Source organism: Streptomyces sp. NPDC050759 (genome assembly GCF_044456945.1).
GTDB lineage: Bacteria > Actinomycetota > Actinomycetes > Streptomycetales > Streptomycetaceae > Streptomyces.
In genome coordinates this window covers 17,689-42,776 of the sequence record NZ_JBITGI010000017.1, presented here as the reverse complement: position 1 = coordinate 42,776, position 25,088 = coordinate 17,689, and the positions used below count along the sequence as shown (strand labels likewise).

General features: G+C 71.1%; 20 protein-coding genes, 1 pseudogene and 1 riboswitch. Of the genes and pseudogenes, 11 read left to right on the top strand and 10 right to left on the bottom strand.

Annotated features, from left to right (window positions below; genetic code table 11):
• Nucleotides 1-21 precede the first annotated feature (21 nt).
• A complete protein-coding gene (locus ACIBJB_RS37240; RefSeq protein ID WP_398937544.1) occupies nt 22-1,632 on the top strand; it encodes a DUF5691 domain-containing protein in 1,611 nt (536 codons plus the stop codon).
• Nucleotides 1,633-1,828: 196 nt separating this feature from the next.
• On the opposite strand, the gene ACIBJB_RS37235 is transcribed toward ACIBJB_RS37240, so the two are convergent.
• Nucleotides 1,829-2,239, bottom strand: coding sequence for a cobalamin B12-binding domain-containing protein (locus ACIBJB_RS37235; protein WP_398937542.1), 411 nt, complete (start codon nt 2,237-2,239; stop codon nt 1,829-1,831).
• Between the two features lie 554 nt (nt 2,240-2,793).
• Here ACIBJB_RS37235 and ACIBJB_RS37230 point away from each other — a divergent pair.
• Nucleotides 2,794-3,663, top strand: a complete 870-nt coding sequence (locus tag ACIBJB_RS37230; protein WP_398937540.1) for a lipase family alpha/beta hydrolase — start codon at nt 2,794-2,796, stop codon at nt 3,661-3,663.
• A 269-nt stretch (nt 3,664-3,932) separates the two neighbouring features.
• Nucleotides 3,933-5,486 (top strand): M23 family metallopeptidase, encoded by a 1,554-nt coding sequence (locus ACIBJB_RS37225; protein WP_398937822.1) that lies wholly within the window; start codon nt 3,933-3,935, stop codon nt 5,484-5,486.
• A 27-nt stretch (nt 5,487-5,513) separates the two neighbouring features.
• Here the strand turns inward: ACIBJB_RS37225 and pcrA are convergent, their stop codons facing one another.
• A complete protein-coding gene (gene pcrA / locus ACIBJB_RS37220) occupies nt 5,514-7,994 on the bottom strand; it encodes a DNA helicase PcrA (protein WP_398937538.1) in 2,481 nt (826 codons plus the stop codon).
• Nucleotides 7,995-8,249: 255 nt separating this feature from the next.
• A riboswitch (cyclic di-AMP (ydaO/yuaA leader) is annotated at nt 8,250-8,411 on the top strand.
• Nucleotides 8,412-8,418: 7 nt separating this feature from the next.
• On the opposite strand from pcrA, the gene ACIBJB_RS37215 reads away from it, so the two are divergent.
• Nucleotides 8,419-9,564, top strand: coding sequence for an NlpC/P60 family protein (locus ACIBJB_RS37215; protein ID WP_398937536.1), 1,146 nt, complete (start codon nt 8,419-8,421; stop codon nt 9,562-9,564).
• A gap of 129 nt (nt 9,565-9,693) precedes the next feature.
• Nucleotides 9,694-10,676, top strand: a pseudogene (locus tag ACIBJB_RS37210) (tellurite resistance/C4-dicarboxylate transporter family protein).
• Here ACIBJB_RS37210 and ACIBJB_RS37205 read toward each other — a convergent pair.
• Nucleotides 10,654-11,007, bottom strand: a complete 354-nt coding sequence (locus ACIBJB_RS37205) for a hypothetical protein (RefSeq protein ID WP_398937534.1) — start codon at nt 11,005-11,007, stop codon at nt 10,654-10,656. The pseudogene ACIBJB_RS37210 and the gene ACIBJB_RS37205 sit on opposite strands and share 23 nt — an antisense overlap.
• Nucleotides 11,008-11,466: 459 nt before the next feature.
• Between ACIBJB_RS37205 and ACIBJB_RS37200 the strand changes: the two genes are divergently transcribed.
• On the top strand, nt 11,467-12,528 hold the full coding sequence (locus ACIBJB_RS37200; RefSeq protein ID WP_398937820.1) for an NlpC/P60 family protein: 1,062 nt from the start codon (nt 11,467-11,469) through the stop codon (nt 12,526-12,528).
• Between the two features lie 18 nt (nt 12,529-12,546).
• On the opposite strand, the gene ACIBJB_RS37195 is transcribed toward ACIBJB_RS37200, so the two are convergent.
• Nucleotides 12,547-13,272 (bottom strand): response regulator transcription factor, encoded by a 726-nt coding sequence (locus tag ACIBJB_RS37195; protein ID WP_328640460.1) that lies wholly within the window; start codon nt 13,270-13,272, stop codon nt 12,547-12,549.
• Nucleotides 13,269-14,561 (bottom strand): PspC domain-containing protein, encoded by a 1,293-nt coding sequence (locus ACIBJB_RS37190; RefSeq protein WP_398937532.1) that lies wholly within the window; start codon nt 14,559-14,561, stop codon nt 13,269-13,271. The genes ACIBJB_RS37195 and ACIBJB_RS37190 overlap by 4 nt, the downstream gene beginning before the upstream one ends.
• A gap of 179 nt (nt 14,562-14,740) precedes the next feature.
• Between ACIBJB_RS37190 and ACIBJB_RS37185 the strand changes: the two genes are divergently transcribed.
• Both ACIBJB_RS37185 and ACIBJB_RS37180 read left to right on the top strand, forming a co-directional pair.
• Nucleotides 14,741-16,225, top strand: a complete 1,485-nt coding sequence (locus ACIBJB_RS37185) for a PspC domain-containing protein (protein ID WP_398937530.1) — start codon at nt 14,741-14,743, stop codon at nt 16,223-16,225.
• Nucleotides 16,212-16,469: a hypothetical protein gene (locus ACIBJB_RS37180; protein WP_398937528.1), complete on the top strand. Its 258-nt coding sequence runs from the start codon at nt 16,212-16,214 to the stop codon at nt 16,467-16,469. Before ACIBJB_RS37185 ends, ACIBJB_RS37180 begins: the two co-directional genes overlap by 14 nt.
• A gap of 162 nt (nt 16,470-16,631) precedes the next feature.
• On the opposite strand, the gene ACIBJB_RS37175 is transcribed toward ACIBJB_RS37180, so the two are convergent.
• Entirely contained in the window at nt 16,632-17,162 is a 531-nt protein-coding gene (locus tag ACIBJB_RS37175; protein ID WP_398937526.1) for a DoxX family protein, read from the bottom strand.
• Nucleotides 17,163-17,286: 124 nt separating this feature from the next.
• The gene (locus tag ACIBJB_RS37170) at nt 17,287-18,576 is read right to left on the bottom strand and encodes a hypothetical protein (RefSeq protein WP_398937524.1); all 1,290 of its coding nucleotides are present in this window, start codon (nt 18,574-18,576) and stop codon (nt 17,287-17,289) included.
• Nucleotides 18,577-18,806: 230 nt separating this feature from the next.
• Here ACIBJB_RS37170 and ACIBJB_RS37165 point away from each other — a divergent pair, with 230 nt between their 5' ends.
• Nucleotides 18,807-19,709: a DUF4429 domain-containing protein gene (locus tag ACIBJB_RS37165; RefSeq protein ID WP_398937522.1), complete on the top strand. Its 903-nt coding sequence runs from the start codon at nt 18,807-18,809 to the stop codon at nt 19,707-19,709.
• 68 nt (nt 19,710-19,777) lie between these two features.
• Here ACIBJB_RS37165 and ACIBJB_RS37160 read toward each other — a convergent pair whose 3' ends face one another.
• A complete protein-coding gene (locus ACIBJB_RS37160) occupies nt 19,778-20,584 on the bottom strand; it encodes a class II aldolase/adducin family protein (protein WP_398937520.1) in 807 nt (268 codons plus the stop codon).
• A gap of 140 nt (nt 20,585-20,724) precedes the next feature.
• Here ACIBJB_RS37160 and ACIBJB_RS37155 point away from each other — a divergent pair, with 140 nt between their 5' ends.
• Nucleotides 20,725-21,192 carry a pyridoxamine 5'-phosphate oxidase family protein gene (locus tag ACIBJB_RS37155; RefSeq protein ID WP_398937518.1) on the top strand — a complete coding sequence of 156 codons (468 nt, stop codon included), beginning with the start codon at nt 20,725-20,727 and terminating at the stop codon, nt 21,190-21,192.
• Between the two features lie 18 nt (nt 21,193-21,210).
• Here the strand turns inward: ACIBJB_RS37155 and guaA are convergent, their stop codons facing one another.
• Nucleotides 21,211-22,788: a glutamine-hydrolyzing GMP synthase gene (guaA, locus tag ACIBJB_RS37150; protein ID WP_398937515.1), complete on the bottom strand. Its 1,578-nt coding sequence runs from the start codon at nt 22,786-22,788 to the stop codon at nt 21,211-21,213.
• A gap of 313 nt (nt 22,789-23,101) precedes the next feature.
• On the opposite strand from guaA, the gene ACIBJB_RS37145 reads away from it, so the two are divergent.
• The gene (locus ACIBJB_RS37145) at nt 23,102-23,356 is read left to right on the top strand and encodes a chorismate mutase (RefSeq protein ID WP_398937513.1); all 255 of its coding nucleotides are present in this window, start codon (nt 23,102-23,104) and stop codon (nt 23,354-23,356) included.
• Nucleotides 23,357-23,931: 575 nt separating this feature from the next.
• Here the strand turns inward: ACIBJB_RS37145 and ACIBJB_RS37140 are convergent.
• A complete protein-coding gene (locus ACIBJB_RS37140) occupies nt 23,932-25,035 on the bottom strand; it encodes a hypothetical protein (protein ID WP_398937511.1) in 1,104 nt (367 codons plus the stop codon).
• Between the last annotated feature and the right edge of the window lie 53 nt (nt 25,036-25,088).

The window sequence follows — 25,088 nt, the reverse complement described above, 5'->3', positions numbered from 1 at the left end:
GACCGGACGGAAAGGAACCCCATGGACAAGATCTCCGCTCCCGCGCCGGACGCCTGGGAGGAGCTCGTCACCTCGGCGCTGCTCGGCACCGCACGCCGTACGCCGCCCTGCGTCGCGCCCGGTCCCGAGGCACCGGTGGCATTGCTGGACGCGGCGGCCGTGGAGACCGTACGGCGGCGGGCCGGGCTGCGGCCCGCGCGCGCGGCACAGCGGCCGCAGCCGGCGCCCGAGGACACGCGCCCTCCGCTGCCCGCGGCGGCGGCCCGCAGACTCGCAATGCTGCTCGCCGACCGGCCGGGCACGGGCGGCGGCGGCCGCAGGGGTACGGCACCGGATCTGATGGAGCTGCTGCCGCAGTGGCTGGCGACGGCGAACGCCCGCGGTTACGCGGCGCCCCCGCAGCTGCTGCCCGCCCTGCTGGACGCGGCCCGGGGGCGTACGGATCTGCGGCCGGCGGCGCTGGCGTTCGCGGGTTCGCGTGCCACCTGGCTCGCCCGGCTGAACCCGGACTGGCGGTTCGCCCTGCGAGCGACACCCGGCGGCGGAACAGCCCTGCCGTCGCCGCAGGACACCGCGGGCGTCCGACGGCTCTGGGAGGAAGGGCTGTTCGCCGAGCGGGTGGCCCTCCTTTCGGCGATACGTGCCCGGGAGCCCGCCGCCGCGCGCGAGTTGCTCGCGACGACCTGGGCGACCGAGCGGGCCGAGGACCGGCTGATGTTCCTCGACTCGTTGCGGACCGGTCTGGGGGCGGACGACGAGCCGTTCCTGGAGCAGGCGCTGGCCGACCGGAGCCGCAACGTACGGGCCACGGCGGCGGAGTTGCTGTCTGCGCTGCCGGATTCGGCGCTGGCGGCGCGGATGGCGGTCAGGGCCGGGGCGTGCGTGGCCGTCGACCACACCCTGGACAGGCCGACGATCGTCGTGGAGGCGCCGCACGAGTGCGACTCTGGCATGGAGCGCGACGGCGTCGTAGCGAAGGCGCCCTCGGGGCGGGGGGAACGTTCGTGGTGGTTCGGGCAGTTGGTGGAGGCGGCGCCGCTGGGGGTGTGGCCGGGGCGGCTCGGTGGGCGGACGCCCGAGGAGATCGTGTCGCTGCCGGTCGCGGACGACTGGCGGAACGAACTGCATGCGGCGTGGTGCCGGGCAGCCGTACGCCAGCGGGACGCCGGGTGGGCACGGGCGCTGCTCGGGACACCCGCGGCGCCGGAGGCCGGGGGCCCGGGGGCGGTGTCACTGGCCGAGCGGGCCAGGCTGCTGAGCACGCTGGGCTCCGCCGAACGGGCCGAGTGGGTCGCGGCGTTCATCGCGACCCACGGATTGTCCGAGGCGTTCCAGCTGCTCGGGGTGTGCGGGGTGCCGTGGGCCGCGCCGCTCGGACGGGCGGTGGTCGACGCGCTCAACATCGCACGGGACGCGGGGAGTTATCCGTGGAGTTTCAGCGGGGTGATGGGCCTGGCGGAGCGGTGTCTCGATCCGGCCGAGGCGGGACGGCTGGAGGGACTGATGGCGGTACCGGACGAGGGGGAGGACGCGAGTCCCGGGGCGGGCGGCTACTGGGCGGAGGCGTTCCAGCGCCTGGTGACAACCTTGCGGCTGCGGGCGGCGATGGCGGAGGAGCTGGGGGCGGCGTAGCACCGGTGGACAGCGGACAGCGGACAGCGGCCGAGACTACCTAGGGGCGCGGGGAACTGCGCGACCAGCCACAACGCACCTGCACCCGACAACACACCTCGAACCACTCGTCCCCCGAAGCCGAGCGCAGCGGCTACGCACCTGCACCCGACAACGCACCCAGAACCACTCGTCCCGCTCAAGCCAAGCGCAGCGGCTACACAGGCTGCCGCACGTTCTCCCGGACCCAGTCCACGATCGACCGAGTCGTCGCCCCCGGCGTGAAGATCTCGGCGACGCCCTTCTCCTTCAGCGGAGGGATGTCCGCCTCCGGGATGATCCCGCCGCCGAACACCAGGATGTCCTCGGCCTCCCGCTCCTTGAGCAGGTCGATCACCGCGGCGAACAACGTGTTGTGGGCCCCGGAGAGGATGGAGAGGCCGATCGCGTCGGCGTCCTCCTGGATCGCGGTGTGGACGATCTGCTCCGGGGTCTGGTGGAGGCCGGTGTAGATGACCTCCATGCCCGCGTCGCGCAGCGCTCTCGCGATCACCTTGGCTCCACGATCGTGACCGTCGAGCCCCGGCTTGGCCACCACCACGCGGATCGGACCGGCTGGCACACCCATCACTGCCTCCATGAAGCGACTGCGTCCGTTCCTCTGCCCATTCCTACCGACTAGTACCGCACAGACCGGGAATGTGAACGAACGTTATCGCCACCATCACGCACCGTGCAGTTTCGCGGCGGGCGCCGAGGGGGAAAATCACACGTGGGACACGTTCGGGAGCCGCAACGAGGTCGCCGCACCGCCGCGCCGCAGGCCGCGCGCCACGGTGGTGCGGCGCGCCGGCGACGGCACGAAGGGCACGTAGGACAGGTAAGGCACGACAGCGGGGAGCCTCGTCGCCACACCGACAGGGCGGCTCGTCACGTCACCGGCGCAGCACCATCATCATCACTACTCACATCTGCGACATCACCAGCACTACCGGTTCCATCCGTTCCACCCGTTCCGTCGGCTTCGCCAGCATCGGCAGCCGTCCCGGAACCTCGCGCCGCCCGCCGCACCCATCCCCCGCGCCCCACTCGTGCCGCGTCGACGACGACCTCCGCCGCGCCTTCCCATGAGCGCACACGGGGGACGGAGCTGTCCTCCCGTGTGCCGACAGGAGGTCGGCCATGAAGGTCACCAAGGCGCCGCTGCCGTTTCTCCCGCTCTGCCAGCGTCTGCTTCCCGGCAGGCTGGCGGGACTCTCCCTGGCCCTCCTGAAGGCGACCGCGCTCGAGCTGGCGATCCTCGCGGGGCATCTCCTCCTCTATCCCTCCGGCATCGCCCAGGAGCGCCGCTCCCCCCTCCCCCCGCTACCCTCGCCCGAGGACGGCGCGGCACAGCTGCCGACGGAGGCGAAGCCGCCGGTCGTGCTGCTGCACGGTTTCATCGACAACCGCTCGGTCTTCGTGCTCCTGCGCCGCAGCCTCGCCCAGCACGGCAGGCAGCAGGTCGAGTCGCTCAACTACTCCCCGCTCACCTGCGACATCCGTGCCGCGGCGGAGCTGCTCGGCCGGCACATAGAGGGCATCTGCGAGCGCACGGGCAGCGAGCGGGTCGACATCGTCGGGCACAGCCTCGGCGGCCTGATCGCGCGGTACTACGTGCAGCGCCTCGGCGGCGACTCCCGGGTCCGCACGCTGGTGACGCTCGGCACCCCGCACTCCGGCACCCGGGTGGCGCCACTGGCGAACGCGCACCCGATCGTGCGCCAGATGCGCCCCGGCTCGGATCTGCTCGAGGAGCTCACCCGTCCGGCCCCGGGCTGCCGTACGCACTTCGTCAGTTTCTGGAGCGACCTCGACCACCTGATGGACCCGCTGGAGACCGCCTGCATCGACCACGCGGACCTGATGGCGCAGAACGTCCGGGTGAGCGGGATCGGACATCTCGCCCTGCCCGTGCACCCCGCCGTGGCGACCGGCATACGGCAGGTGCTCGACACCGCGCGGGCCGGGGAGGAGACGGCCGGCCGGGCCGGGGGACTGACCGTGGCGTAACGGTCGTATCGACCACCGGACACAGGCCGCCAACAGTTCCTCGACAGCCGTCGGACCGCGAACCGACATCGAACAATCTTCGAACACAAGGCCAAGGTCACGCCCACAGTCCCCCGAATCACGGCCGAATGCCCGTTTCCTGCGCGCCCGAAACCAGTTGAAGATTGTCGCGCCCGCATACCGCCGGGTACAGTCACCGCACTGCTCTGGCAGCCCCTGTTGTCGAGGCGAAAGAGAAGTTGGTGAACGACCGTCATCCGTCGGGGACCATGACCACCCCGACTCCGGCTTCCGACGCCGACTCGTCGCACTACGCGTCGTACGGCACCCAGGAAGCCCAGCACGGCGACTTCACCACGTACGGCGGCTATGACGCCACTGGTTTCGACGCCACAGGCGCCGCGGGCACCGCCGACGCGCACGCCACCGGCAGCTTCGAGACCGACCCGCTCTTCGGCGACATGCCGGGCGACGGCACCGGTTCGTACGACGCCTCGACGTGGACCACGGGCGGCCATCAGACCCTGAACTACGACATGTACGCGGCCCAGCACCACGCCGCCTACGACACCGGCGCGTACGACGCCACACAGTGGGGCGGCGCGGACCACCAGCTGCTCTCCGTGATCCCTCCGCAGTCGGGCAGCACCGACCACAGCGGACAGTGGGACGCGAACACCTGGAACCAGCCGGACCGGTCCGCGGGCCCGGCCGACCAGACCCAGCAATGGGAATGGGGCACGCAGGCCTTCGACACCGGGGCGTACGACGCCACCCAGTGGAACTCCGAGGGCACGGCGGCCGATCCGCAGGCGACGGCCACGTTCGAGCAGGTCGCGTACGGCGAGAACCACACCTACGACGAGGCTCACGCGTACGGCGAGAACCACGCGTACGGCGAGGCGAATCCGCACGGCGACGCCTACGCCGAACACGCCCCGCACGACGGCGAGTCGACGGCCACCACGGCCACCGGCGAGATGCCCGCCGTCCACGACGCCGACGCCCCCCTCCTCGACGACCAGGAAGAGGCCGGTCCGGCGCCGATCCCCGCCCAGGGCTCCCGCGTGGCCGCGCGCAACGCCAATCGCTCCCGCCGCCGTATGCCCGCCAAGCGCTCCGCGCTGCTGACGATCGCCGTCCCCTCGGCGTGTGTCATGGGGGTCGCCGGGATCGCCGCAGCCTCGGTCGGCACGCTGACCGGCGATGGCCAGGAGACCTCGACGACCCTCGCGGACCCGACCGCCGTCAAGCCGGCCATCGCGAACAACAAGCTGGACACCCAGCTCAAGAGCCTCTCGGCCGGTGCCGACGACTTCGCCGATCGGGCCAGCCGCACGCAGGAGCGCATCGACCTCAAGGCCCAGCAGGTGGCCGAGAAGAGGAAGGCGGCGGAGGAGGCGGCCCGCAAGGAGCGGCTGCGCCCGAAGTTCGCCCTTCCGGTCGAGCAGCGGGGTCTCAGCGCCTACTTCGGTCAGGCCGGCATCAACTGGATGTCCGTCCACACCGGCATCGACTTCCCGGTGTCGTACGGCACGACGGTGATGGCCGCGACCGACGGCACCGTCCGGACGCAGTGGAACAGCGCGTACGGCAACATGATGGTCGTGACGGCGAAGGACGGCACCGAGACGTGGTACTGCCACCTCTCCAGCTACCGCGTCGCCTCCGGTACGACGGTCAAGGCCGGCGACCCGATCGCGTACTCCGGCAATTCCGGCAACTCGACCGGCCCCCATCTGCACTTCGAGGTGCACCCGGCGGGCGGTTCGGCCATAGACCCGCTTCCGTGGCTGCGCAGCCACGGGCTGGACCCGACGTAACCCTTCGGGCCCAGCCCCCTTCCGGGGCTACAGCTTCTCCACCGGCGCGTACCGCAGCAGCAGCCGCTTCGGCTTCGCTTCCCCGAAGTCGATCGTCGCCTCGGCGTTCGCCCCCGTGCCCTTCACCCCGACCACCGTGCCGAGCCCGAACTGGTCGTGGGTGACACGGTCGCCGACGGCCAGCGCCACCACCGGCTTCTCCGAGGTCCTGCGCGTCGCGAAACCGGACGCGCCCGACGCCGAGGAGCGGGAACGGGAAGACGACAACGAGGCGGCGACCCCCGAGACCGGTCCCGCGGGAGCACCGGCCGCCCCTGTGCGCTTCCAGTCCACATGCTGTGCCGGGATCTCCTCCAGGAAGCGGGAGGGCGGGTTGTACGACGGCTGCCCCCACGCGCTGCGCAGGGCGGACCGGGTCAGATACAGCCGCTCACGCGCGCGCGTGATGCCGACGTAGGCGAGGCGCCGCTCCTCCTCCAGCTCCTTGGGCTGGCCGAGGGCGCGCATGTGCGGGAAGACGCCGTCCTCCATGCCGGTGAGGAAGACGACCGGGAACTCCAGGCCCTTGGCGGTGTGCAGGGTCATCAGGGTGATGACGCCGGAGCCGTCCTGGTCCTCGTCGGGGATCTGGTCGGAGTCCGCGACGAGCGCGACCCGCTCCAGGAATGCGGCGAGCCCGGCCGGGGCCTCGCCCTCGCCGGTCTCCTGCTCGAACTCCAGGGCCACGGCGGCGAGTTCCTGGAGGTTCTCGATGCGGGTCTCGTCCTGGGGGTCGGTGGAGGCCTGCAACTCGGCGAGATAGCCGGTGCGTTCGAGGACCGCCTCCAGGACGGTCGCCGGGCCCGCGCCGGACTCGACGATGGTCCGGAGCTCCTCCATCAGCACGTTGAACCGTTTCACGGCGTTGGTGGAGCGCGCGGCCATGCCGTACGCCTCGTCGACGCGCTTGAGTGCCTGCGGGAAGCTGATCTTCTCGCGCTGGGACAGGGCGTCGATCATCGCCTCGGCACGGTCGCCGATGCCGCGCTTGGGGACGTTGAGGATCCGGCGCAGCGGCACGGAGTCCTCCGGGTTGGCGAGGACGCGCAGGTAGGCCAGGACGTCCCGGACCTCCTTGCGCTCGTAGAAGCGGACGCCGCCGACGACCTTGTAGGGCAGGCCGACGCGGATGAAGACCTCTTCGAAGACACGGGACTGGGCGTTCGTACGGTAGAAGACGGCCACGTCACCGGCCTTCGCGTCGCCCGCGTCGGTGAGACGGTCTATCTCGTCGGCGACGAACTGCGCCTCGTCGTGCTCGGTGTCGGCGACATAGCCGGTGATGCGCGCACCCGCGCCCGCGTTGGTCCACAGGTTCTTGGGGCGGCGGGACTCGTTGCGCTCGATGACGGCGTTGGCGGCGGTGAGGATCGTCTGGGTGGAGCGGTAGTTCTGCTCGAGGAGGATCGTCGTCGCGTCCGGGTAGTCCTCCTCGAACTGGAGGATGTTGCGGATGGTCGCGCCGCGGAAGGCGTAGATCGACTGGTCGGCGTCGCCCACGACGCAGAGTTCGGCGGGCGGCAGGTCGTGCTCGCTCGGCGGTACGTCCACCGGGTGCTCGGAGGTCCCGACCAGCTCCCTGACCAGCGCGTACTGCGCGTGGTTGGTGTCCTGGTACTCGTCGACGAGGACGTGCCGGAAGCGGCGGCGGTAGTGCTCGGCGACATCGGGGAACGCCCGGAGCAGGTTGACCGTGGTCATGATCAGGTCGTCGAAGTCGAGGGCGTTCGCCTCGCGCAGCCGCGACTGGTACATGGCATAGGCCTGGGCGAGGGTCTTCTCGAAACCGTCGGTGGCCTGGGCGGCGAAGTCCTCCTCGTCGATCAGCTCGTTCTTCAGGTTGCTGATCTTGGCGCTGAAGGACTTCGGCGGGTAGCGCTTGGGGTCGAGGTCCAGGTCGCGGCAGACCAGAGCCATCAGGCGCTTGCTGTCGGCGGCGTCGTAGATCGAGAAGGAGGAGGTGAAGCCGAGCTTCTTCGACTCCCTGCGCAGGATCCGCACGCATGCGCTGTGGAAGGTCATCACCCACATCGCGTTCGCGCGCGGGCCGACGAGGTGTTCGACGCGCTCCTTCATCTCGCCCGCGGCCTTGTTGGTGAAGGTGATCGCGAGGATCTGGCCCGGGTGGACGTGGCGCTCGCCGAGGAGATGGGCGATGCGGTGGGTGAGCACCCGGGTCTTGCCGGAGCCGGCGCCGGCCACGATGAGCAGCGGGGTGCCGGAGTGCACCACGGCCGCGCGCTGGTTCTCGTTCAGCCCGTCCAGGAGCGCGGCGGGGTCCACCACCGGGCGGGGGGCGCCGTCGCGGTAGTACGCGTCCCGGTCCGGGGGCGCGTCGAACTTCCCACCGAACAGGTCGTCCGGAACGGGTTCCGGTACGTGCTCGTCCTCGGGCGGCGGCGGTTCTTCCCCGTGGGCCCTAGGGGCCTGGAGGTCCGCCAGGAAGCTGTCGTCAAAGAGGCTGCTCATCGCTCTCCGAGTCTAGGGTGCCCCACTGACACACCGCCGCCGCCCTGAGAACATCCCCTCGGATCAGAACCCGATGATCTTCCAGACCTGCAAGTCGTCACAGATCACACCGGATGGGCCACGCGGAGCGACACCCGAGTCCAGGGTCACGAAAATGTATCGGGCATATCGAACATCAACCTTCACAGAGGCCACACCCGTTGGCTACCGTTCCGGGCAGGCCGTACGACCCCCTCCGGCGAACGTCGCCGGGCCGCACGGCCTCCGCCGAGTCCGCAGCGCCGCCGCGCGCCCGGAGCCGGGGACCCACCGACCTTGGGGTGAATCGGCCGACTCCCGCCCACGGGAGCGCCGTAGGGCAACCCTTCCCGCCCGAACCCGACAGCTAACTCGGTAGGCGGAGCATTGGAAGGAGTCGCCTCCCTTGGCGTCGCACCGCAAGTCGCGTCCCGTGGGTACGCGCGTAGCAGGCATACGGACCCCGGCCCTCGCGACGGCCGCCCTCACCTCCGTGGCCCTGCTGTCCCAGTCGGCGAACGCCGCGCCGGCCGATGACAAGCCGAGTCTCGAAGAGGTGGAGAAGAAGGTCGACGACCTCTACCGCCAGGCCGAGTCGGCGACCGACACCTACAACGCCGCCAAGGAGAAGACGGCCAAGCAGCGCAAGCAGGTCGACACGCTCCTCGACGACGTCGCCCGGCGCACGGAGCAGCTCAACGAGGCGCGGGAAGAGCTCGGTTCCTTCGCCGCCGCCCAGTACCGCACCGGCGCCGGGGCCTCCGGCACGGCGACCTTCCTGCTCGCCGACACTCCGCAGGACTACTTCGACCAGACACAGTTGATGGGGCGTCTGACGAACCGCCAGAAGGGCGCGGTCGACGACTACGTCTCCGAGCAGTCCGCCACGATGAAGAAGCGCCAGGAGGCCTCCCAGAGCCTCCAGACGCTCACCGAGACGCAGAGCGACCTGAAGACGGCCAAGGCGACCGTCCAGAAGAAGCTCGCCGACGCGCGCGAGATGCTGTCGGAGCTGACGGCCCAGGAGAAGGCGCGCCTCGCGGCGATCGAGAAGCGCAAGCAGGAGGAGGCGGCCCGCAAGGCGGCCGAGCTGGCGCGGCAGCAGGCGGCTGCTGAGAAGGCCGCGCAGGAGGCGGCTCAGGAGACCGCCGCCCCGCAGGAGAGCACGTCGACGGCGACCGACTCCTCGTACGCCACCAAGGCCGCCAAAGCCCTCGCCTTCGTCCGCGCCCAGATCGGCAAGCCGTACGTCTGGGGTGCCACCGGGCCCGACTCCTACGACTGCTCAGGCCTCACCCAGGCCGCCTGGAAGGCCGCCGGCGTCGACCTCCCCCGCGTCACCTACGACCAGGTCAACGCCGGCACCACGGTCTCCCTCGCCGACGCCCAGCCCGGTGACCTGGTCTTCTTCTACGACGACATCAGCCACGTCGGCCTCTACATCGGCAACGGCATGATGATCCACGCCCCCAAGCCGGGCGCGTACGTCCGCGAGGAGTCGATCTACTACGACGGCGAGTCGGCGATCCACAGCGTCGTGCGCCCCGCCTGAGGCACCGCCGGTCACCAGCGCGCGGGCGGGACTCGTTCGCCCGCGCGTATTTCCGCGATTTCCGCGATTTCCGCACGCGCGCGTGCGCGCCCCGCCGGCCGGGCACGCGGAGCTTCCTAGCATCGGCACATGTCCGGTACCTCCCCGCACTCTCCCCTGCGCGTCTGGTGGACGCGGCGCCCGCCCGCGGCCGGGGCCGCCGTGATGGCGACCGGCATCGTGTCGGTCGGGCTCCAGCTTGCCGGCCACGAGACGCTGTCCCGGATCGCCCTGGTGATCGGTTGCGCGGCCTGGCTGGGGGTGGCCGCCGGTTTCGCCGTACGACTGCTGCGGGAGCGCGCGCGATGGTTCGCCGACGACGGGAGACCGGGCGCCCTGACGGCCGTGGCGGCGACCACCGTCCTCGGCACCCGCTTCTCCGCGCTCGGCCGGCAGCCCCTCGCCGAGGCGCTGCTGGCACTGTCCGCGCTGCTGTGGCCGGTGCTGATCGTGCCCGTCGTCGGGAACGGGAAGCGGCGGAGGCCCGGCGAGGTGTTCCTCGGCTGTGTGGCCACCCAGGGCCTCGCGGTCCTCGGCGCCACGCTCGCCGCGGCCGAGTCGGCGGCATGGCTCGCGCACACGGCGCTCGTCCTGTTCTGGCTCGGCCTGGTCCTCTACGGCGTCGCGCTCTACCGCTTCGACCTGCGCCAGGTGATGGAGGGACCGGGCGACCAGTGGATCGCGGGCGGCGCGCTCGCCCTCTCGGCGCTCGCCGGCTCGCAGCTGATCACTGCCGACAGCGCGCGCCTGTACCTGTGGAACGACGACGACCACGGCGTCCTGCGGGCGGTGACCGTCGCCCTGCTGGTGCTGGGCCTGCCTGGTACGCCGTACTGCTGGTGGCCGAGTTCGTGCGCCCGCGCCCGCGCTACGACGTGCGCCGCTGGGTCACCGTGTTCCCCATGGGCGTGACCGCGGTGGCGACCCTGTCGGTCGCCGCCACCGTGGATGTCCCGTGGCTCGAGACCCCGGGTGAGGTGCTGCTGTGGCTCTCGGTGGCGGCCTGGTCGGCCGTCGCCGCGGGGGCGGTCGAGTCCGCCCGGGCCGCCGTCAGGTCCACAGCACCGCGATGAAGACGTTGGCCGTGGTCAGCGCGCCGACCAGGCCGAACAGGCTCTTGTCCACTTTCTCGTCGTCCCGCTTCACATAGACGAGGCCGAGGATCACGATCAGCAGGGCGAGCTTCACGCCGATCTTGATGTTGTTGACGTGCTGGTCGTCGGCCTGGTTGAGACCGACCAGGATCACCCCGGTGACCAGCATCGTCGCGGCACCGTGCAGCATCGCGGGGACGAACCGGGCGGTGCCCCGGCCCATCGCCTTCATCTGCGTGAGGAAGCCGCCGAGCAGCGCGGCGATGCCGATGATGTGCAGGCCGACGAAGAGATGGATGAGTACGTCCATGAGGCCGGAGCCTATTCCGGGCCGCGAGGGGGACCTGCACCGGCCCCTTGAGAGATCTTGCATATATGCGGCCCATAGCACTCGGCACCCGCCAGGGATCCCGGAATCCCGACTTCGGTCAGCGCACCGCGCGAAGTCGACGGAGCCGGGCCGCGATCACGGTCACCTTCGGTCAACCGGCGGTCCCCTGGCGGCAGTTCCGCACAACGCGTTACCTCCCCGTCACGGTCGGGTTTAGCGTCCTCCACCAGGTGACCGGCTCCCCACCGCCGCCCGGGCCAGGGGCGGCAGTCGGCCACCACCGCCGAGAAGGTCCGGCGGCGGCCAGCTCCCCCTGTGCAGGCCGTCGCCGGACGCGCACACCGCCCCGGGCGGGTCGTACGGCCGCTCCCCCTGGCGTTCGTACGTCCGTGAAGCCCGGGGCGGGCGGGCGGTCGAGGAAAGGACGTGCAAGTCCACGTGGCAGCGCACCGCAAGTCCCGCAGGAGCTCGGCCGGCGGCCACACGGTCCGTACGGCAGCGACGATCGCCCTCGCGGGGGCGGCGACGGCGACGGGCTTCGACGGGACCGGACACGCCGAGCCGCAGCTCACACCGACGCAGGTCAAGGCGAAGGTGGACCAGCTGTACCAGGAGGCCGAGGCCGCCACCGAGAAGTACAACGGCGCCAAAGAGAAGGCGGAGGCGGCCGAGACCCGGCTGGGCACCCTGCGGGACGAGGCGGCCCGCAGGACGGAGCAGCTCAACGAGGCACGTGACGCACTGGGGACGATCGCCGCGGCGCAGTACCGCGGCGGCGGCCTCGACCCCGCGATGCAGCTCGCGTTCACCGACGACCCCGATCGGTACCTGGACAGCGCCGAGTTCGTCGAACGGGCCGGTACCCGGCAGGCCGCCTCCGTGGCGAACGTACGCCGGCAGCTGCGGGAGATCGAGCAGTTGCGCGGGGCCGCGCACATCGAGCTGGCATCGCTGAAGTCGCGTCAGGCGGAGCTGAAACGCCACAAGAAGACGATCACCGGCAAACTGGGCGCGGCCCGCCGGCTGATGTCCCAGCTGCCGGCCGAGGAACGGGCGGGGTCGCAGGCGGGCGGGGACCGCGCCTCCCGGGCCACGACGGGCGCCCGCGAGGAACTGACGGCCTCCGGCGCGGCCACCGAGGGAGCCCCCAACTCCCGTGCCGCAGCGGCCGTTTCCTACGCCTACGCCAAACTGGGCAGCCCCTATGTCTGGGGCGCCACCGGCCCGGACGCCTTCGACTGCTCGGGCCTCGTCCAGGCCGCGTACCGCTCCGCGGGCATCTCCCTGCCCCGCACGACCTACGCCCAGATCGGTGCCGGCCAACGCGTCTCCCGCTCCGAACTCCTCCCGGGCGACCTGGTGTTCTTCTACTCGGGCATCACTCACGTCGGTCTCTACATCGGCGACGGGCGGATGATCCACGCCCCGAACCCGTCGGCGCCGGTGCGGGTGGCACCGATCGACGAGATGCCGTTCGCGGGCGCCACGCGGGTGGTGTGAGCGTGCGTGGCCTTCGGGTCAGACCAGCCGCCGTGCCGTCGCCCACCGGGTCAGCTCGTGACGGTTGGACAGCTGCAGCTTCCGCAGCACCGCCGAGACATGGGACTCGACCGTCTTCACCGAGATGAACAGCTGCTTGGCGATCTCCTTGTAGGCGTAACCGCGCGCGATAAGCCTCAGCACCTCCCGCTCGCGCTGGGTGAGGCGGTCCATGTCCTCGTCGACCGGCGGGGCGTCGGTGGAGGCGAAGGCGTCCAGGACGAACCCGGCCAGGCGCGGGGAGAAGACGGCGTCGCCCTCCTGGACGCGGAAGACGGAGTCGACGAGGTCCGTGCCGGTGATCGTCTTCGTCACATAGCCGCGCGCACCGCCCCGGATCACTCCGATCACGTCCTCGGCCGCGTCCGAGACGGACAGGGCGAGGAAGCGGACGGGCTGTTCGGCGTCGGCCATCAACGGGGCGCAGCGACGCAGCACTTCGACCCCGCCGCCGCCCGGGAGGTGGACGTCCAGCAGGACGACCTCGGGGCGGGTAGCGGTGATGACGGTGACGGCCTGGTCGACGTCCGCGGCCTCGCCGACCACCTCGACGCCGGTCTCCTCGGTCCGGCCGATCTCGGCCTGGACGCCCGTACGGAACATGCGGTGGTCGTCGACGAGGACCACGCGCACGTGCCGCTCGCCCGCGCCGCCGGCCGGCGTCGGCTCTACGGGGTCCGTGTTCGCCCCGGTGGGGTCACTCATGACGTCTTCTCCGCCCTCTCCATCTCCAGCTCGACCTCCGTGCCGCCGCCCGGCACCGCACGCAGCCGGGCCGTGCCGCCATGGCGCTCCATGCGGCCGATGATCGATTCTCTGACACCCATCCGGTCGGCGGGTATCGAGTCGAAGTCGAAGCCGGGGCCCCGGTCCCGGACGGACACGAAGACCGTCCGGCCCTCGACTTCGGCGTAGACCTGTACGGCGCCGCCCTCGCCACCGTACTTGGCGGCGTTGACCATCGCCTCGCGCGCGGCCTGCATCTGCGCGCCGGTTCTCTCGTCGAGCGGGCAGTCGCCGACGACCACGACCTCTATGGGGACGCCGTGCTTGTCCTCGACCTCGGCGGCATTGCGCCGCACGGCGTCGGCGAGGTCGGTGGGTTCGTCGGCCTCGTCCTTGCCGGTGCCCTCGGGTTTGTACAGCCAGGTGCGCAGGTCGCGCTCCTGGGCGCGGGCGAGGCGGCGCACTTCGTTCGCGTTCTCCGCGCTGCGCTGGATCAGGGTCAGGGTGTGCAGTACCGAGTCATGCACGTGGGCGGCGACCTCCGCGCGCTCCTGGGCACGGATGCGCATCAGGCGCTCCTCGGAGAGGTCCTGGGTCATGCGGACGAGATACGGCCCCGCGAGGAGCGTTATCCCGACGAGGACCGCGAGGGCCGCCTGGAGGACGGACCCGAGGTGGGCGGCGGAGCCCTGCAGGACGAAGACCCCGGAGACACCGGCGGTGACGAGGAGGACTCCGCCCGCGGCACGCAGCAGTGTCAGGGTGCGCCGGCGGCGGCCCACCTCCATCCAGCGGGCCCGTCGGGCGTTGTCCGCCTGGCGCCAGACGAGGGCGACCCCCGCGCCGACGAGGACGACCGGCCAGAGGTAGGCCTTGGCACCATTGCCCACATTGACATTGCCGACGAAGACCATGGCCACGACGACCATGAGGAGCAGGGCCACGATCTGGCCCTTGTCGGGGCGGCGGGCGACGAGTCTGCGGCGGCCGTCGGGCGAGGTCTCGGTGGACACCAGGGACGGGGGCCGCTGGCCGCCGACCCCGCCCACGCCGAGCGGCACGAAGAACCAGAACGCGGCATACAGCAACGCACCGAGCCCGTCCGCCATGAACAGGCCCACGAAGACGAGCCGCACCCAGATCACGGGCAGCCCGAGATGCCCGGCGAGCCCCCGCGCCACACCACCCAGCCAGCGTCCGTCACTGCTGCGGTAGAGCTTGCGCGGCGGCCGCGGTTCGACGAGTGGCGCTGTGGCGGCTTCCGGCATGCCATCGATGGTCACACGGCCGGGGTGCGGGAGCATCAGGGTTGGCCCCCGAGACTCCCCTGATCTTCGATCGGCGTGCCGCCCGAACGCTTCCCTCCCCCCTTCTCAGGGCCGATATCAGGGTCCGGCCAGGGTCGTTCCGACTCCCGCCGCGGCCCCGCGACCGTCACCATGGACACATGACAGATCACCAGCACGCCGCGGGCGCCGGATCCGGCGGAGGTCCGGACCCGGGCACCAGCCCCGGCGCGGGCGCGGGCACGCGGAAGGAAAAAGAAGGAGGCACACCGGCGGGCACCCACACCGAGCCCCTCCGGGGCCGGACCACGACAGACGCCCCCGCCCCGCCCACCACCCCCCGGGACACACCCCCCTCCGAGGACGCGCCCACCGCCCCCCTCCGCTTCCGGCGGGACCGCCGGCACAAGTTGCTCGCCGGGGTGTGCGCCGGGCTCGGGCGGCAGTACGACATGGATCCGGTGATCTTCCGGATCACGCTCACCGTGCTGTCGGCGACCGGCGGCATCGGCCTCATCTTCTACGGCTTCGCCTGGCTCCTCGTCCCCTACGACGACGAGGACGAGAACGAGGTGCGCAAGCTGCTCACCGGCCGGGTGGACGGCCAGGCCCTGACCGGCGTGCTGTTCGCCCTGGTCGGCTGCGGGGTGTTCCTCACCATGCTGAGCAACACCGGCGTGCTGACCTTCGCCGTGGTCCTCTCCCTGCTCCTCGCGGGCGCCGGGTACTGGTCCCGCCACCGCGGCACCCCCGACCCCGACCCACTTTCCGCACAGGCCGTCGCCGACGCCCCGCCGGAGGCCCAGGCCCCGCCGGTGCCCGCCGGCTACCCGTCCTGGTGGCGCGACCCCATCGTCAAGGACGGCACCCACGTCGGCGGCACGGGCTATCTGTGGGGGCCGGGGGACTCCCGCGACCGCGACATCGCGGCGGCCGTCAACATCGGCCTGGGCGCCCCCTGGAGCCGACGCGAGGATCTCCGCGTGGCCCGCACCCAGGGGCCGAAGCCGCGCGGCCCCCGCTGGATCGGCGGCTGGGTCTTCCTGCTCGCCCTGCTGGCGGGCGGCCTCGGCACCGGAGCGACCTGGGAGGACCACGCCCTGGGCACCAGCCTGCAGACCGGTCTGTCCTGCGCGCTGATCGTCCTGGGCCTGGGCATAGCGATCAGCTCGTTCCTGGGCCGCACAGGAGCGGGCTCGGTCTTCCTGGCGATCGTCACGGCGGGGCTGCTCGCCACCGCGGCCGCTCTCCCGAAGGACATCACCACCCACTGGGTCCGCACGAACTGGACCCCGGCAGCCGTGCGTGACATCCGTCCGGAGTACGAACTCGGCACCGGTGTGGGCACCCTGGACCTGTCCCACCTCGATTTCACGAAGGGCCGGACGGTGACGACCGGGGCCGACGTCGGAGTGGGCCGGCTGGTGGTGATCGTGCCGGCCGACGTGACCGTGCGGGCGGTCCTCGACGTGGGCGTGGGCGACATCCAGTTGCCGGGCGACGACCAGGAGGACGTGGACGTGGCACCGGGCAAGCGCAAGGAGGTCACCCTGACACCGGCCTCGGGCGCCAAGAACAGCGCCACCCTCGACCTCGATCTGCGGGTCGGCATCGGCCAGGCGGAGGTGAGCCGTGCTGCGTCATGAGTTCCGGCCGGGAAAGCTGGTCGCCGGATTCTTCCTGACCCTCGCGGGCATCACCTACGCCGGTGACGCGGGCGACGCCTGGGACACCCCGTGGTTCGCGGTGATCCCCATGGTCGTGGGCGGCCTGTGCCTGGCAGGCGTGGTGGGCCTGCTGACCCGGGCCATCCGCAACCGACGCGACAGCCGCCGTACGAACACACCACCGGAGGTCGACCAGACGCCCCAGCCGCCCATATCCCACTGATCACGAGCGAAACGGCCACGGATCACGAGCGGAACGTCCACGATCACGAGCGGGACGGCCGATCACGCGCGGAACGGCTGATCAAGACGCCTCCCCGGTACGGAGACACCCCGCACCGGGCCACCGCCGCTCCCCGTCAACCGGTAGCCCCGCCGACCGGAGCTACCGGTAACCTCCCGCCCGCTGCCGTCGTCGGGCCCGCAAGGCGGCGTCCACGGAGAACACGGAGGCGCCCGCGAGGACGAGGGGCAGCCAGGCCATCAGGTAGGCGAGGTCGTTGCCGTAGTAGTAGGGGTCGGAGGCCCAGCTCACGGTCAGCCACAGGCTGAGCGAGATCAGCGCACCGCCCAGAGCGGCCAGGCGGGCGAGGATGCCGAGCAGGGTGCCGATACCGACGGCGAGCTCACCGAAGGCGATGGCATAGCCGAAGCCGACGGGGTTCTTCAGGGACAGGTCGACCAGTGCGGGGATGGCCGAGGAGTCCCGGACACTGCGCATCATGTCGCCGACGGAACCCGAGCCGGAGCTCTTCATGAAGGCACTGTCGGTCAGCTTGTCCAGGCCCGCGTAGATGAAGGTGACACCGAGGAAAATGCGCAGTGGCACCAGGGCGTACTGGCTGATGCTGTCCCGCCAGGACCGTTCTTCGCCGTAGTAGGGGGCGTGCGTGTCCGTACGAAAACTGTGAGTCATCGCTCCGAGCCGCCTCTCACCAGCATGCCGAGACCCCTCACCAGACGATACGCACGAAGGGGCCTGCGGTGCTCAATGCGCTGTCGAGTTTCTTCGCGCCCCGGACCCCGCGAACCCTCGCCGCTCAGTCCGTCACATCGATCGCGTACCGATTCGTCTCCGCCCCCGCGGCCGTCACCACCTGCACCTCCACCCGTCCCGGCTCCACATCCGCCGGCACCGGCACGGTCAGCACCTCGTCCGTGGGGTTGCTGAAGCCCCCGGCCACCGGCACCAACGGCACGTGCACGTTCACCGGCCCGATCCGTACCACCATCCGGGACAGCCGATCCGCCCGCTGGGCCCCCGGCGGCACGAACCCGGCGCCCCGGATCTCGATGTCGTCGCCGGTACGGATCGGCCCGTCCAGATCCCCGGCCTCCCGCGACCGCACCACGGACAGGATCACCGGCCGCCCGCCCTCGGCATACTTCCCCGCCACGTAGGTGGCGGCGGACACCAGCACCACCACCGCCAGCCCCCAGGGCAGATCCGGCAACTGATCCGGCCGCCGGGCCAGTCGCACACCCGCGAACAGCAGAGCGACCGCGCCGATCACGACGTACTGGATGTCGGCGAAGGTCCCCCGCCCGGAGTCGTCCGTCAGCAGGTCGGCGGCGCGGGGCCGATCCGCCCGCACCTTCTGCAACCGCTGCCCGAGCACCCGCAGCCCGACCACCCGCCGCACCAGCACGGCGATCCCGCAGACCACGGCCAGCACGGTCACGACACCCGCGCCGCGGGCCAGTTCGAGTCCGGAGATCAGCGCATCCCGCTCACGGCCGTCGGAGGCCGCGGCCAGCCGACCCACCAGCACCAGCACCGCGTAGGCGACGAACAGCACCCACGCCACCGCGACGGCCCGCGAGGTGGACAGCCGGTTGTCCTCACCGATGACCGGCGCGAGCACCCCGCCCCGCGCCCGGTGGAACCAGGACGCCGCGGTCAGCGACCCCGCCACCACGAGCGCCGCGACCAGCCCGGCCGTGCGCGCCGCGGTCCACCCCGCTCCGATGGCCGTCAGCGCCTGGACGAGGAGCAGCACCACGACGGAGGCCCACACCCCGTACGCGGTACGCCGCCACAGTCGCGCGAGCCAGGCGGCCCCCTCCGCCCGCCCCCGCTCGGCCACGGCCTCCGCGGACTGGGTCAGTTCCTCCGAGACCCACTGCCGGGAGGCCGACGCGGAGTGCGCCACGGCCGCGGGCAGCCCCTGCCCGGCCGCGAACCCGTCCCGCATCAGGAGGAATTCGGCCACCGCGCGCCGATGCCCGGCCCGTGCCCCGTGCGGACAGTCCCCACAGGTGCAGCCGCCCTCGTGCGCACCCCGGGGCTCGCCCCCGTCCGCGCCCTGTCTCGCTTCCTGCACCGCCACGCCCGACGCCTGCCTTCCCACGACCCTCGTGACCCTCTGACCTGACCCTCTGACCCCACATGACCTCGCGGCCGGACCGACCGCACGATCCAACAACCCTCACGAAGAACCCGGACAACTCCCCGGCGACAGCGAATTGTGCCCTACGGCACACCATCCCCGTCCGGCAGGTCTGGTCAGCGTGGGTGAAGCGGGGCCCGCCGTGTTGACCCGGCTGCGAGAATTTCCGTATGGCCGAGATCATCCAGCGTGACGGGACCTGGGCCTTCGACGGCACAACGGTCAGAATCACGCCGGGACTCCACCGCTCCGTGCCGCTGTTCCGGCAGACGTACGGCGAGGTCGCCGTGCCCCTGGAGGCCATTTCGGGTGTGGCGTTCGAGCCGGAACGCAGGCGCGGCCGGTTGCGGATGCGGCTGCGCGAGGGCGCGGACCCGCTTCTGCACGCGACCGGCGGACGCCTGCCGGACCCGGCGGATCCCTATCGGCTGATCGTGGACGTCGACCGCGCCGGGGTCGCCGAGTACGTGGCCGAGGAGATCCGCCGCGCCCTGCTCCTCGACCAGATCCCCAAGGAGCCGACGAAGACGTATCTGCTGCCCGGCCCACCGGTCCCGGTCTCGGTGCGGTCCTCCGACGGCACGGTCTCCTTCGACGGCACCCAGGTCCGCATCGACTGGGCCGACACCTCCGACCGCGTCAAGCGCGCGACCGGTCCGCGGATCATCGACGTGGGGGACCTGGTCCAGGTCGAGTGGCTGCCCAACTCCGGTTACGAGGACGGTTTCATGCGGTTCGTGACCCGCGAGACGTCCTTCTCGAAACTGCCGCCGGAGAAGGACCCGTACGCCCTCGACCTGTGGGGCAGCACCCGCCGCGATCTGCTCACCGCCCTCGTCGCGACGGCGGTCACCGCCCGGCTGCCGCACCCGTCCACCCGCGGCGACCTGGCGGACGAGGACGAACGCGGCCACCGTCCCCGGCGGCTCGCCGCGTCCGCCGTTCCCCCGTCGGCCGACCATCACGACGTACTCCTGCGCAGACTGCGGGAGTTGGGCGAGCTGCACCGGGACGGGGTGCTCACGGACGAGGAGTTCGCGATGACGAAGGCCGCCGTACTGCGAGGCTTCTAGCTCATGCGAGGCTTCTAGCTCATGCGAGGCTTCTAGCTCGTGCGGGGTGACTGGCTCATGCGGGGTTTCTAGCTCAGCAGGTCCGGCTCGCTGCGACTGATGTCCTGCCACATCGGCTGGTAGTTGATCCACGCCACCAGATCTCCGCCCAGTTGCTCCCGGGTCGCCACCGCCGCCCGGTGGTCGATGAACACCGGGCGTCCCGCCGCTCGGGCGAGCAGCTGCACCTGGCTGGACCGTTCCATCGACAGGAACCACCAGGCCGCCGCGTCCACCGAGTCCCCGACGGTCAGCAGCCCGTGGTTGCGCAGCACCAGCGCCTTCCGGGACCCGAGCGCGGCGGCGATCCGGCGGCCCTCGTCGGCGTCGACGGCGACCCCGGTGTAGGACTCGTACAGCGCGTGGTCCTCGTAGAAGGCGCAGCTCTCCTGGGTGAGGGGGTCCAGGAGCTCACCGAGCGTGGACAGCGCCCGACCGTGCACGGAGTGGCAGTGGGCGACGGCGACGACGTCGGGGCGGGCGGCGTGCACCTGGGAGTGCACGGTGAAGGCCGCCTGGTTGACGTGGTAGCGGCCGTCGAGCACCTGCCCGTCGGAGTTGGCGAGCACGAGGTCGCTCACGGTGACGTGCTTGAACGGCATGCCGAAGGGGTTGACCCAGAAGCAGTCGGTGAACTCCGGGTCGCGTGCGGTGATGTGCCCGGAGACCCCGTCCTCGAAGCCGAGCCGGCCGAAGATCCGCAGCGCGCCGGCGAGCCGCTCCTTGCGGTGCCGGCGTTCCTCCTCGACGGAGTCGTGCATCGGCGGCATCGCGAACTGCAGCTTCTCGGTGGGCAGCGGCATCGGCGGAGTGGGCCCGAGGGGCGTCTCGTGCATGTGCTCCTCCAGCACTGGGTTGCTTTACGGGGCGGAAGTTACCGTCGGTCAGCGCAAGAGAACAGGGGTGGTTTGTAAAGATGACGCACACAGCGGATACCTGACAGCAGATGTCGGGTATCGGCGGAACACTGACCGGTATGAACTGGGCTGCTTTCACCTCCGCGGAACCCGACCTGGCCAAGACCGCCGAGGCCCGCTTCGGCGCCTTCACCCACCACGTCCTCGCCACGCTCCGCAAGGACGGCTCCCCCCGCACGACGGGCCTGGAGGTCCGCTTCCTCCACGGCGAGCTCTGGCTCGGCATGATGCCGGACTCACTGAAGGCGCGGGACCTGCACCGCGACTCCCGCTTCTGTCTCCAGGCGAACCCCGGCGAGGGCCAGACCATGGGCGGTGGGGACGTCCGGATCAGCGGTCACGCGAGAGAGGTCACCGACCCCGACACCAAAGCCGCATACAGCGAAGAGGTGGAACCGCCGGAGCCGTTCCACCTCTTCCGCACCGAGCTGACGGAGGTCGTCAGGACCTACGTCGAGGACGAGAAGTACCTGGTCCTGCAGATCTGGAAGCCCGGTCAGCCCTTGCGCACGATCAAGCGGACCTGACCCTCAGAAACCGGAGCCCTACTCCCACTCGATCGTCCCCGGCGGCTTCGACGTCACGTCGAGCACCACGCGGTTGACGTCGGCCACCTCGTTGGTGATCCGCGTCGAGATCTTCGCGAGGACGTCGTACGGCAGCCTCGACCAGTCGGCGGTCATGGCGTCCTCGCTCGACACCGGGCGAAGGACGATCGGGTGGCCGTAGGTCCGGCCGTCGCCCTGGACACCGACCGAGCGGACGTCCGCGAGCAGGACCACCGGGCACTGCCAGATGTCGCGGTCGAGGCCGGCCGCGGTCAGCTCCTCGCGGGCGATGGCGTCGGCGTCGCGGAGGAGGTCCAGGCGCTCCTTCGTCACCTCGCCGACGATGCGGATGCCGAGGCCGGGGCCGGGGAACGGCTGGCGCTGGACGATCTCGTCCGGGAGCCCCAGCTCCTGGCCGACCATCCGCACCTCGTCCTTGAACAGCTTGCGCAGCGGCTCGACGAGCTGGAACTCGAGGTCCTCGGGGAGCCCGCCCACGTTGTGGTGGGACTTGATGTTGGCGGTGCCGGTGCCGCCACCGGACTCGACCACGTCCGGGTAGAGCGTGCCCTGGACCAGGAAGGCCACCTCGGGGCCCGCGTCCGCGATGATGTCTGCCTGGGCCTGCTCGAAGACCCGGATGAACTCCCGGCCGATGATCTTCCGCTTCTCCTCGGGGTCGGAGACCCCCTTGAGCGCGGTCAGGAAACGCTCCTCCGCGTCGACGACGACCAGCTTCACGCCGGTCGCGGCCACGAAGTCCTTCTCGACCTGCTCGGTCTCGCCCTTGCGCATCAGGCCGTGGTCGACGTACACACAGGTCAGCTGGTCGCCGATGGCACGCGCGACCAGGGCCGCGGCCACCGCGGAGTCCACCCCGCCGGACAGGCCGCAGATCGCACGCTTGTCGCCGACCTGCTCGCGGATCGCGGCGACCTGCTCCTCGATGACGTTGCCGGTGGTCCAGTCCGGCTTCAGGCCCGCGCCCCGGTACAGGAAGTGCTCGAGGACCAGCTGGCCGTGCGTGGAGTGCATGACCTCGGGGTGGTACTGGACGCCGTAGAGCTTCTTCTCGTCGTTCTCGAAGGCGGCGACCGGGACGACGTCCGTGGACGCGGTCACGGTGAAGCCCTCGGGGGCGGCGGAGCAGGCGTCGCCGTGCGACATCCACACCGACTGCTCGTCCGGGGTGCCCTCGAAGAGGGTCGAGCCGGACTTCGAGACGTGGAGAGGGGTGCGGCCGTACTCGCGGGCGCCGGTGTTGTCGACGGTGCCGCCGAGGGTGGTGGCCATCAGCTGGAAGCCGTAGCACATGCCGAAGACCGGGACGCCGGCCTCGAACAGCTCGCGGTCCAGGCGCGGGGCGCCCTCCGCGTACACCGACGAGGGGCCGCCGGAGAGGATGATCGCCGCCGGGTTCTTGGCGAGCATCTCCGCGACCGGCATGGTGCTCGGCACGATCTCGCTGTAGACCCGGGCCTCGCGGACACGACGGGCGATGAGCTGGGCGTACTGCGCACCGAAGTCGACGACCAGGACGGTGTCGGGGGCGGCGGCGGGGTTCGCTGATGACACGGGTTGCCTTCCGGCGGTGAGCGAGGTGTGTGTGGGGCCGAGTCTACCGGGAGCCGCGGGAGCAGACCGGGGCCGAGTTCCGTCTCAGGATGCGAACCGGGTTGGACACTCAAGGCGGGCCCGGCATACTGCTGCCATGCTCACGCAGACGACCTTCTTTACCTATGGCACCCGGCCCGCCGGCTGCCATGGTCGTGCTGCTTGAGCAACTGACAAGCGACTTCCCAGGCGCCCCGGGCCGACAAGGTCCGGGGCGCCTGGTGTTTTCCGGACCTTGCCGCTCCGGGGCACCCACCCCACCCAGGAGCCCTACGTGACCACCACACCGGAAGCGACCATCGCCGACGCCCGTGAGCGCATCGACGCGCTCGACGACCGGATCATCGGTCTGATCCAGGAACGGATGGCCGTCTCGTCCGTCGTCCAGCGGACCCGTATCGCCTCCGGCGGCCGACGGGTCCACCTCTCCCGCGAGATGGAGATCCTCGGCCGCTACCGCGAGGCGCTCGGGAGGCCGGGCACCTCCCTCGCCATGACGCTGCTCGAACTGTGCAGGGGTCGCATCTGAGTTCGGGCCCGGTCTCACCCGTACGGCGCGTGACCGCGCCCCGAGGCGCTTCGTTGGTGGTGGTGTCCGTGCCAGCCAGGGGCGGGCCCGCCAGAACCACGCGTGGCTCGCTGGAGCGATGAGACGTACGGATCTTGCCGTGCGTCGTGGGACCTCGCTCCAGGAAGTGACCGGACGGCAGGGGACAGCAGCCCGGTCACCAAGAGAACGGCCGGCTCCGGGGACGCCCGGGGCCGACCGGCGGGACAAGTACCGGCACAAGGCTGGGTCAAACGGTTGCGGAGGCCGCGTCCATCCAGCACGATGCCTAGAAAGCCCCCAAGTCCCTCCGCAGACAACTGCATTCGCATTGCATCCACGTACTGCCAGAGGTCCAGACCATTCGCGCGCCCCTTGTGCGCCGGGGCGCCGACCCGGGGCACGGCAGGCGGCAACGACGCAGTGCACACCCTCATGGAGAGCAAGCGGCGCAACCCCCCGGCGCCGCTCCCAGGCACCGGCGCAGCCCTGACGTCGGTGCTGACGAAAGAAGGGCCCCACGGATCCGTCCCGTGGGGCCCTTCGCCTGGGTGGACTCAGACCCGGGACACCGTGCCGCAGGCTTCGTCGCGGTGCGCGTCGAGGGTCCGGCTGCGGTCGTACGGGTCCGTCGTCGGTCCCGAGGGGGACGGGCCGGTCGGCTCGGACGACGCGAAGTGCGGGTGCAGATAGCCGTCGTGGACATCGCAGGCGGAGTTGTTGATGTCCTGATCCCATTTCACGACCGAGAGCTTGCCCGGGGTCACCTGGTACCTGGCCGGGTCGGAGATCTCGACGTCGAGGACCCGGCGGATGATCGTGCGGGTGACCTCCGTGGAACCGTTGGTCTGCACGACCGGGTAGACGAAGGTGTAGTCGGCGTGCACGGCGACCGAGGCGTGATCACCGGCCTTGAACGTCATCCGGCCGCGCGTCTTCACGACGTCGCCGACCAGCCGGACCTCCTCGGGGTCGAAGCGGCTGAACATCCACAGCGGGTCGTGCTTCTTGTCCGGCTTGATCAGGGCGGTCTCCAGGAGCCCGCGGACGTTCTTCTGCACCGGGTCCAGGACGTCGAGCGCCGCCTTCGGGCGTTCGCCGTGCAGCGTGCCCGCGTCGAGGTTGGACTCGACCAGGAGCTTCCTGGTCAGCTCCAGTGCCTGCTCGGTCGTCGCCTTGGAACGGCCGCCGACGGCCTTCGCCTCCGGTACGGCGATCCCGGCGGCGCCGTCGGCCCAGCGCTTGGCGGGCGACCCGGCGAACGGGTCGTCCAGGGTGGGGATCGCGGAGGCCTCGGCGGACGGCGCGGCGGTCGGCGCCGCCGTCTCCTCGGGCAGCGGGGAGGACGCGGCCTCGGAGGAGGTTCCCCCGCCGAAGGGGTCGCCCGGCACCAGCGAGGGCTTCACCGCCACGACGGCCACCACGACCGCGACGGCGACACCGAGGACGCCCCACAGGCCGCGCCGGCTCTTCTGTTGCCGGGCCGGTCCGGTACGCCAGCCCTCCGGCAGTTCGCCGCGCGCTTCCTGCCGCCGCAGACGCTCCGTCACCTCGCGGGCCCGCGCGGACGGTTCCTTGGGCGCGGAGTCTCGGATGTCCCGCTCTGAGTCACGGGCGAACCGTTCCCAGACGTCGTCGGGGATCTTGGGGTCTTCTGACACGTGGGTCAGTTCTAGGGCCTGGGAAAGCCCTTCCACAAGAAGAACTTACGTGT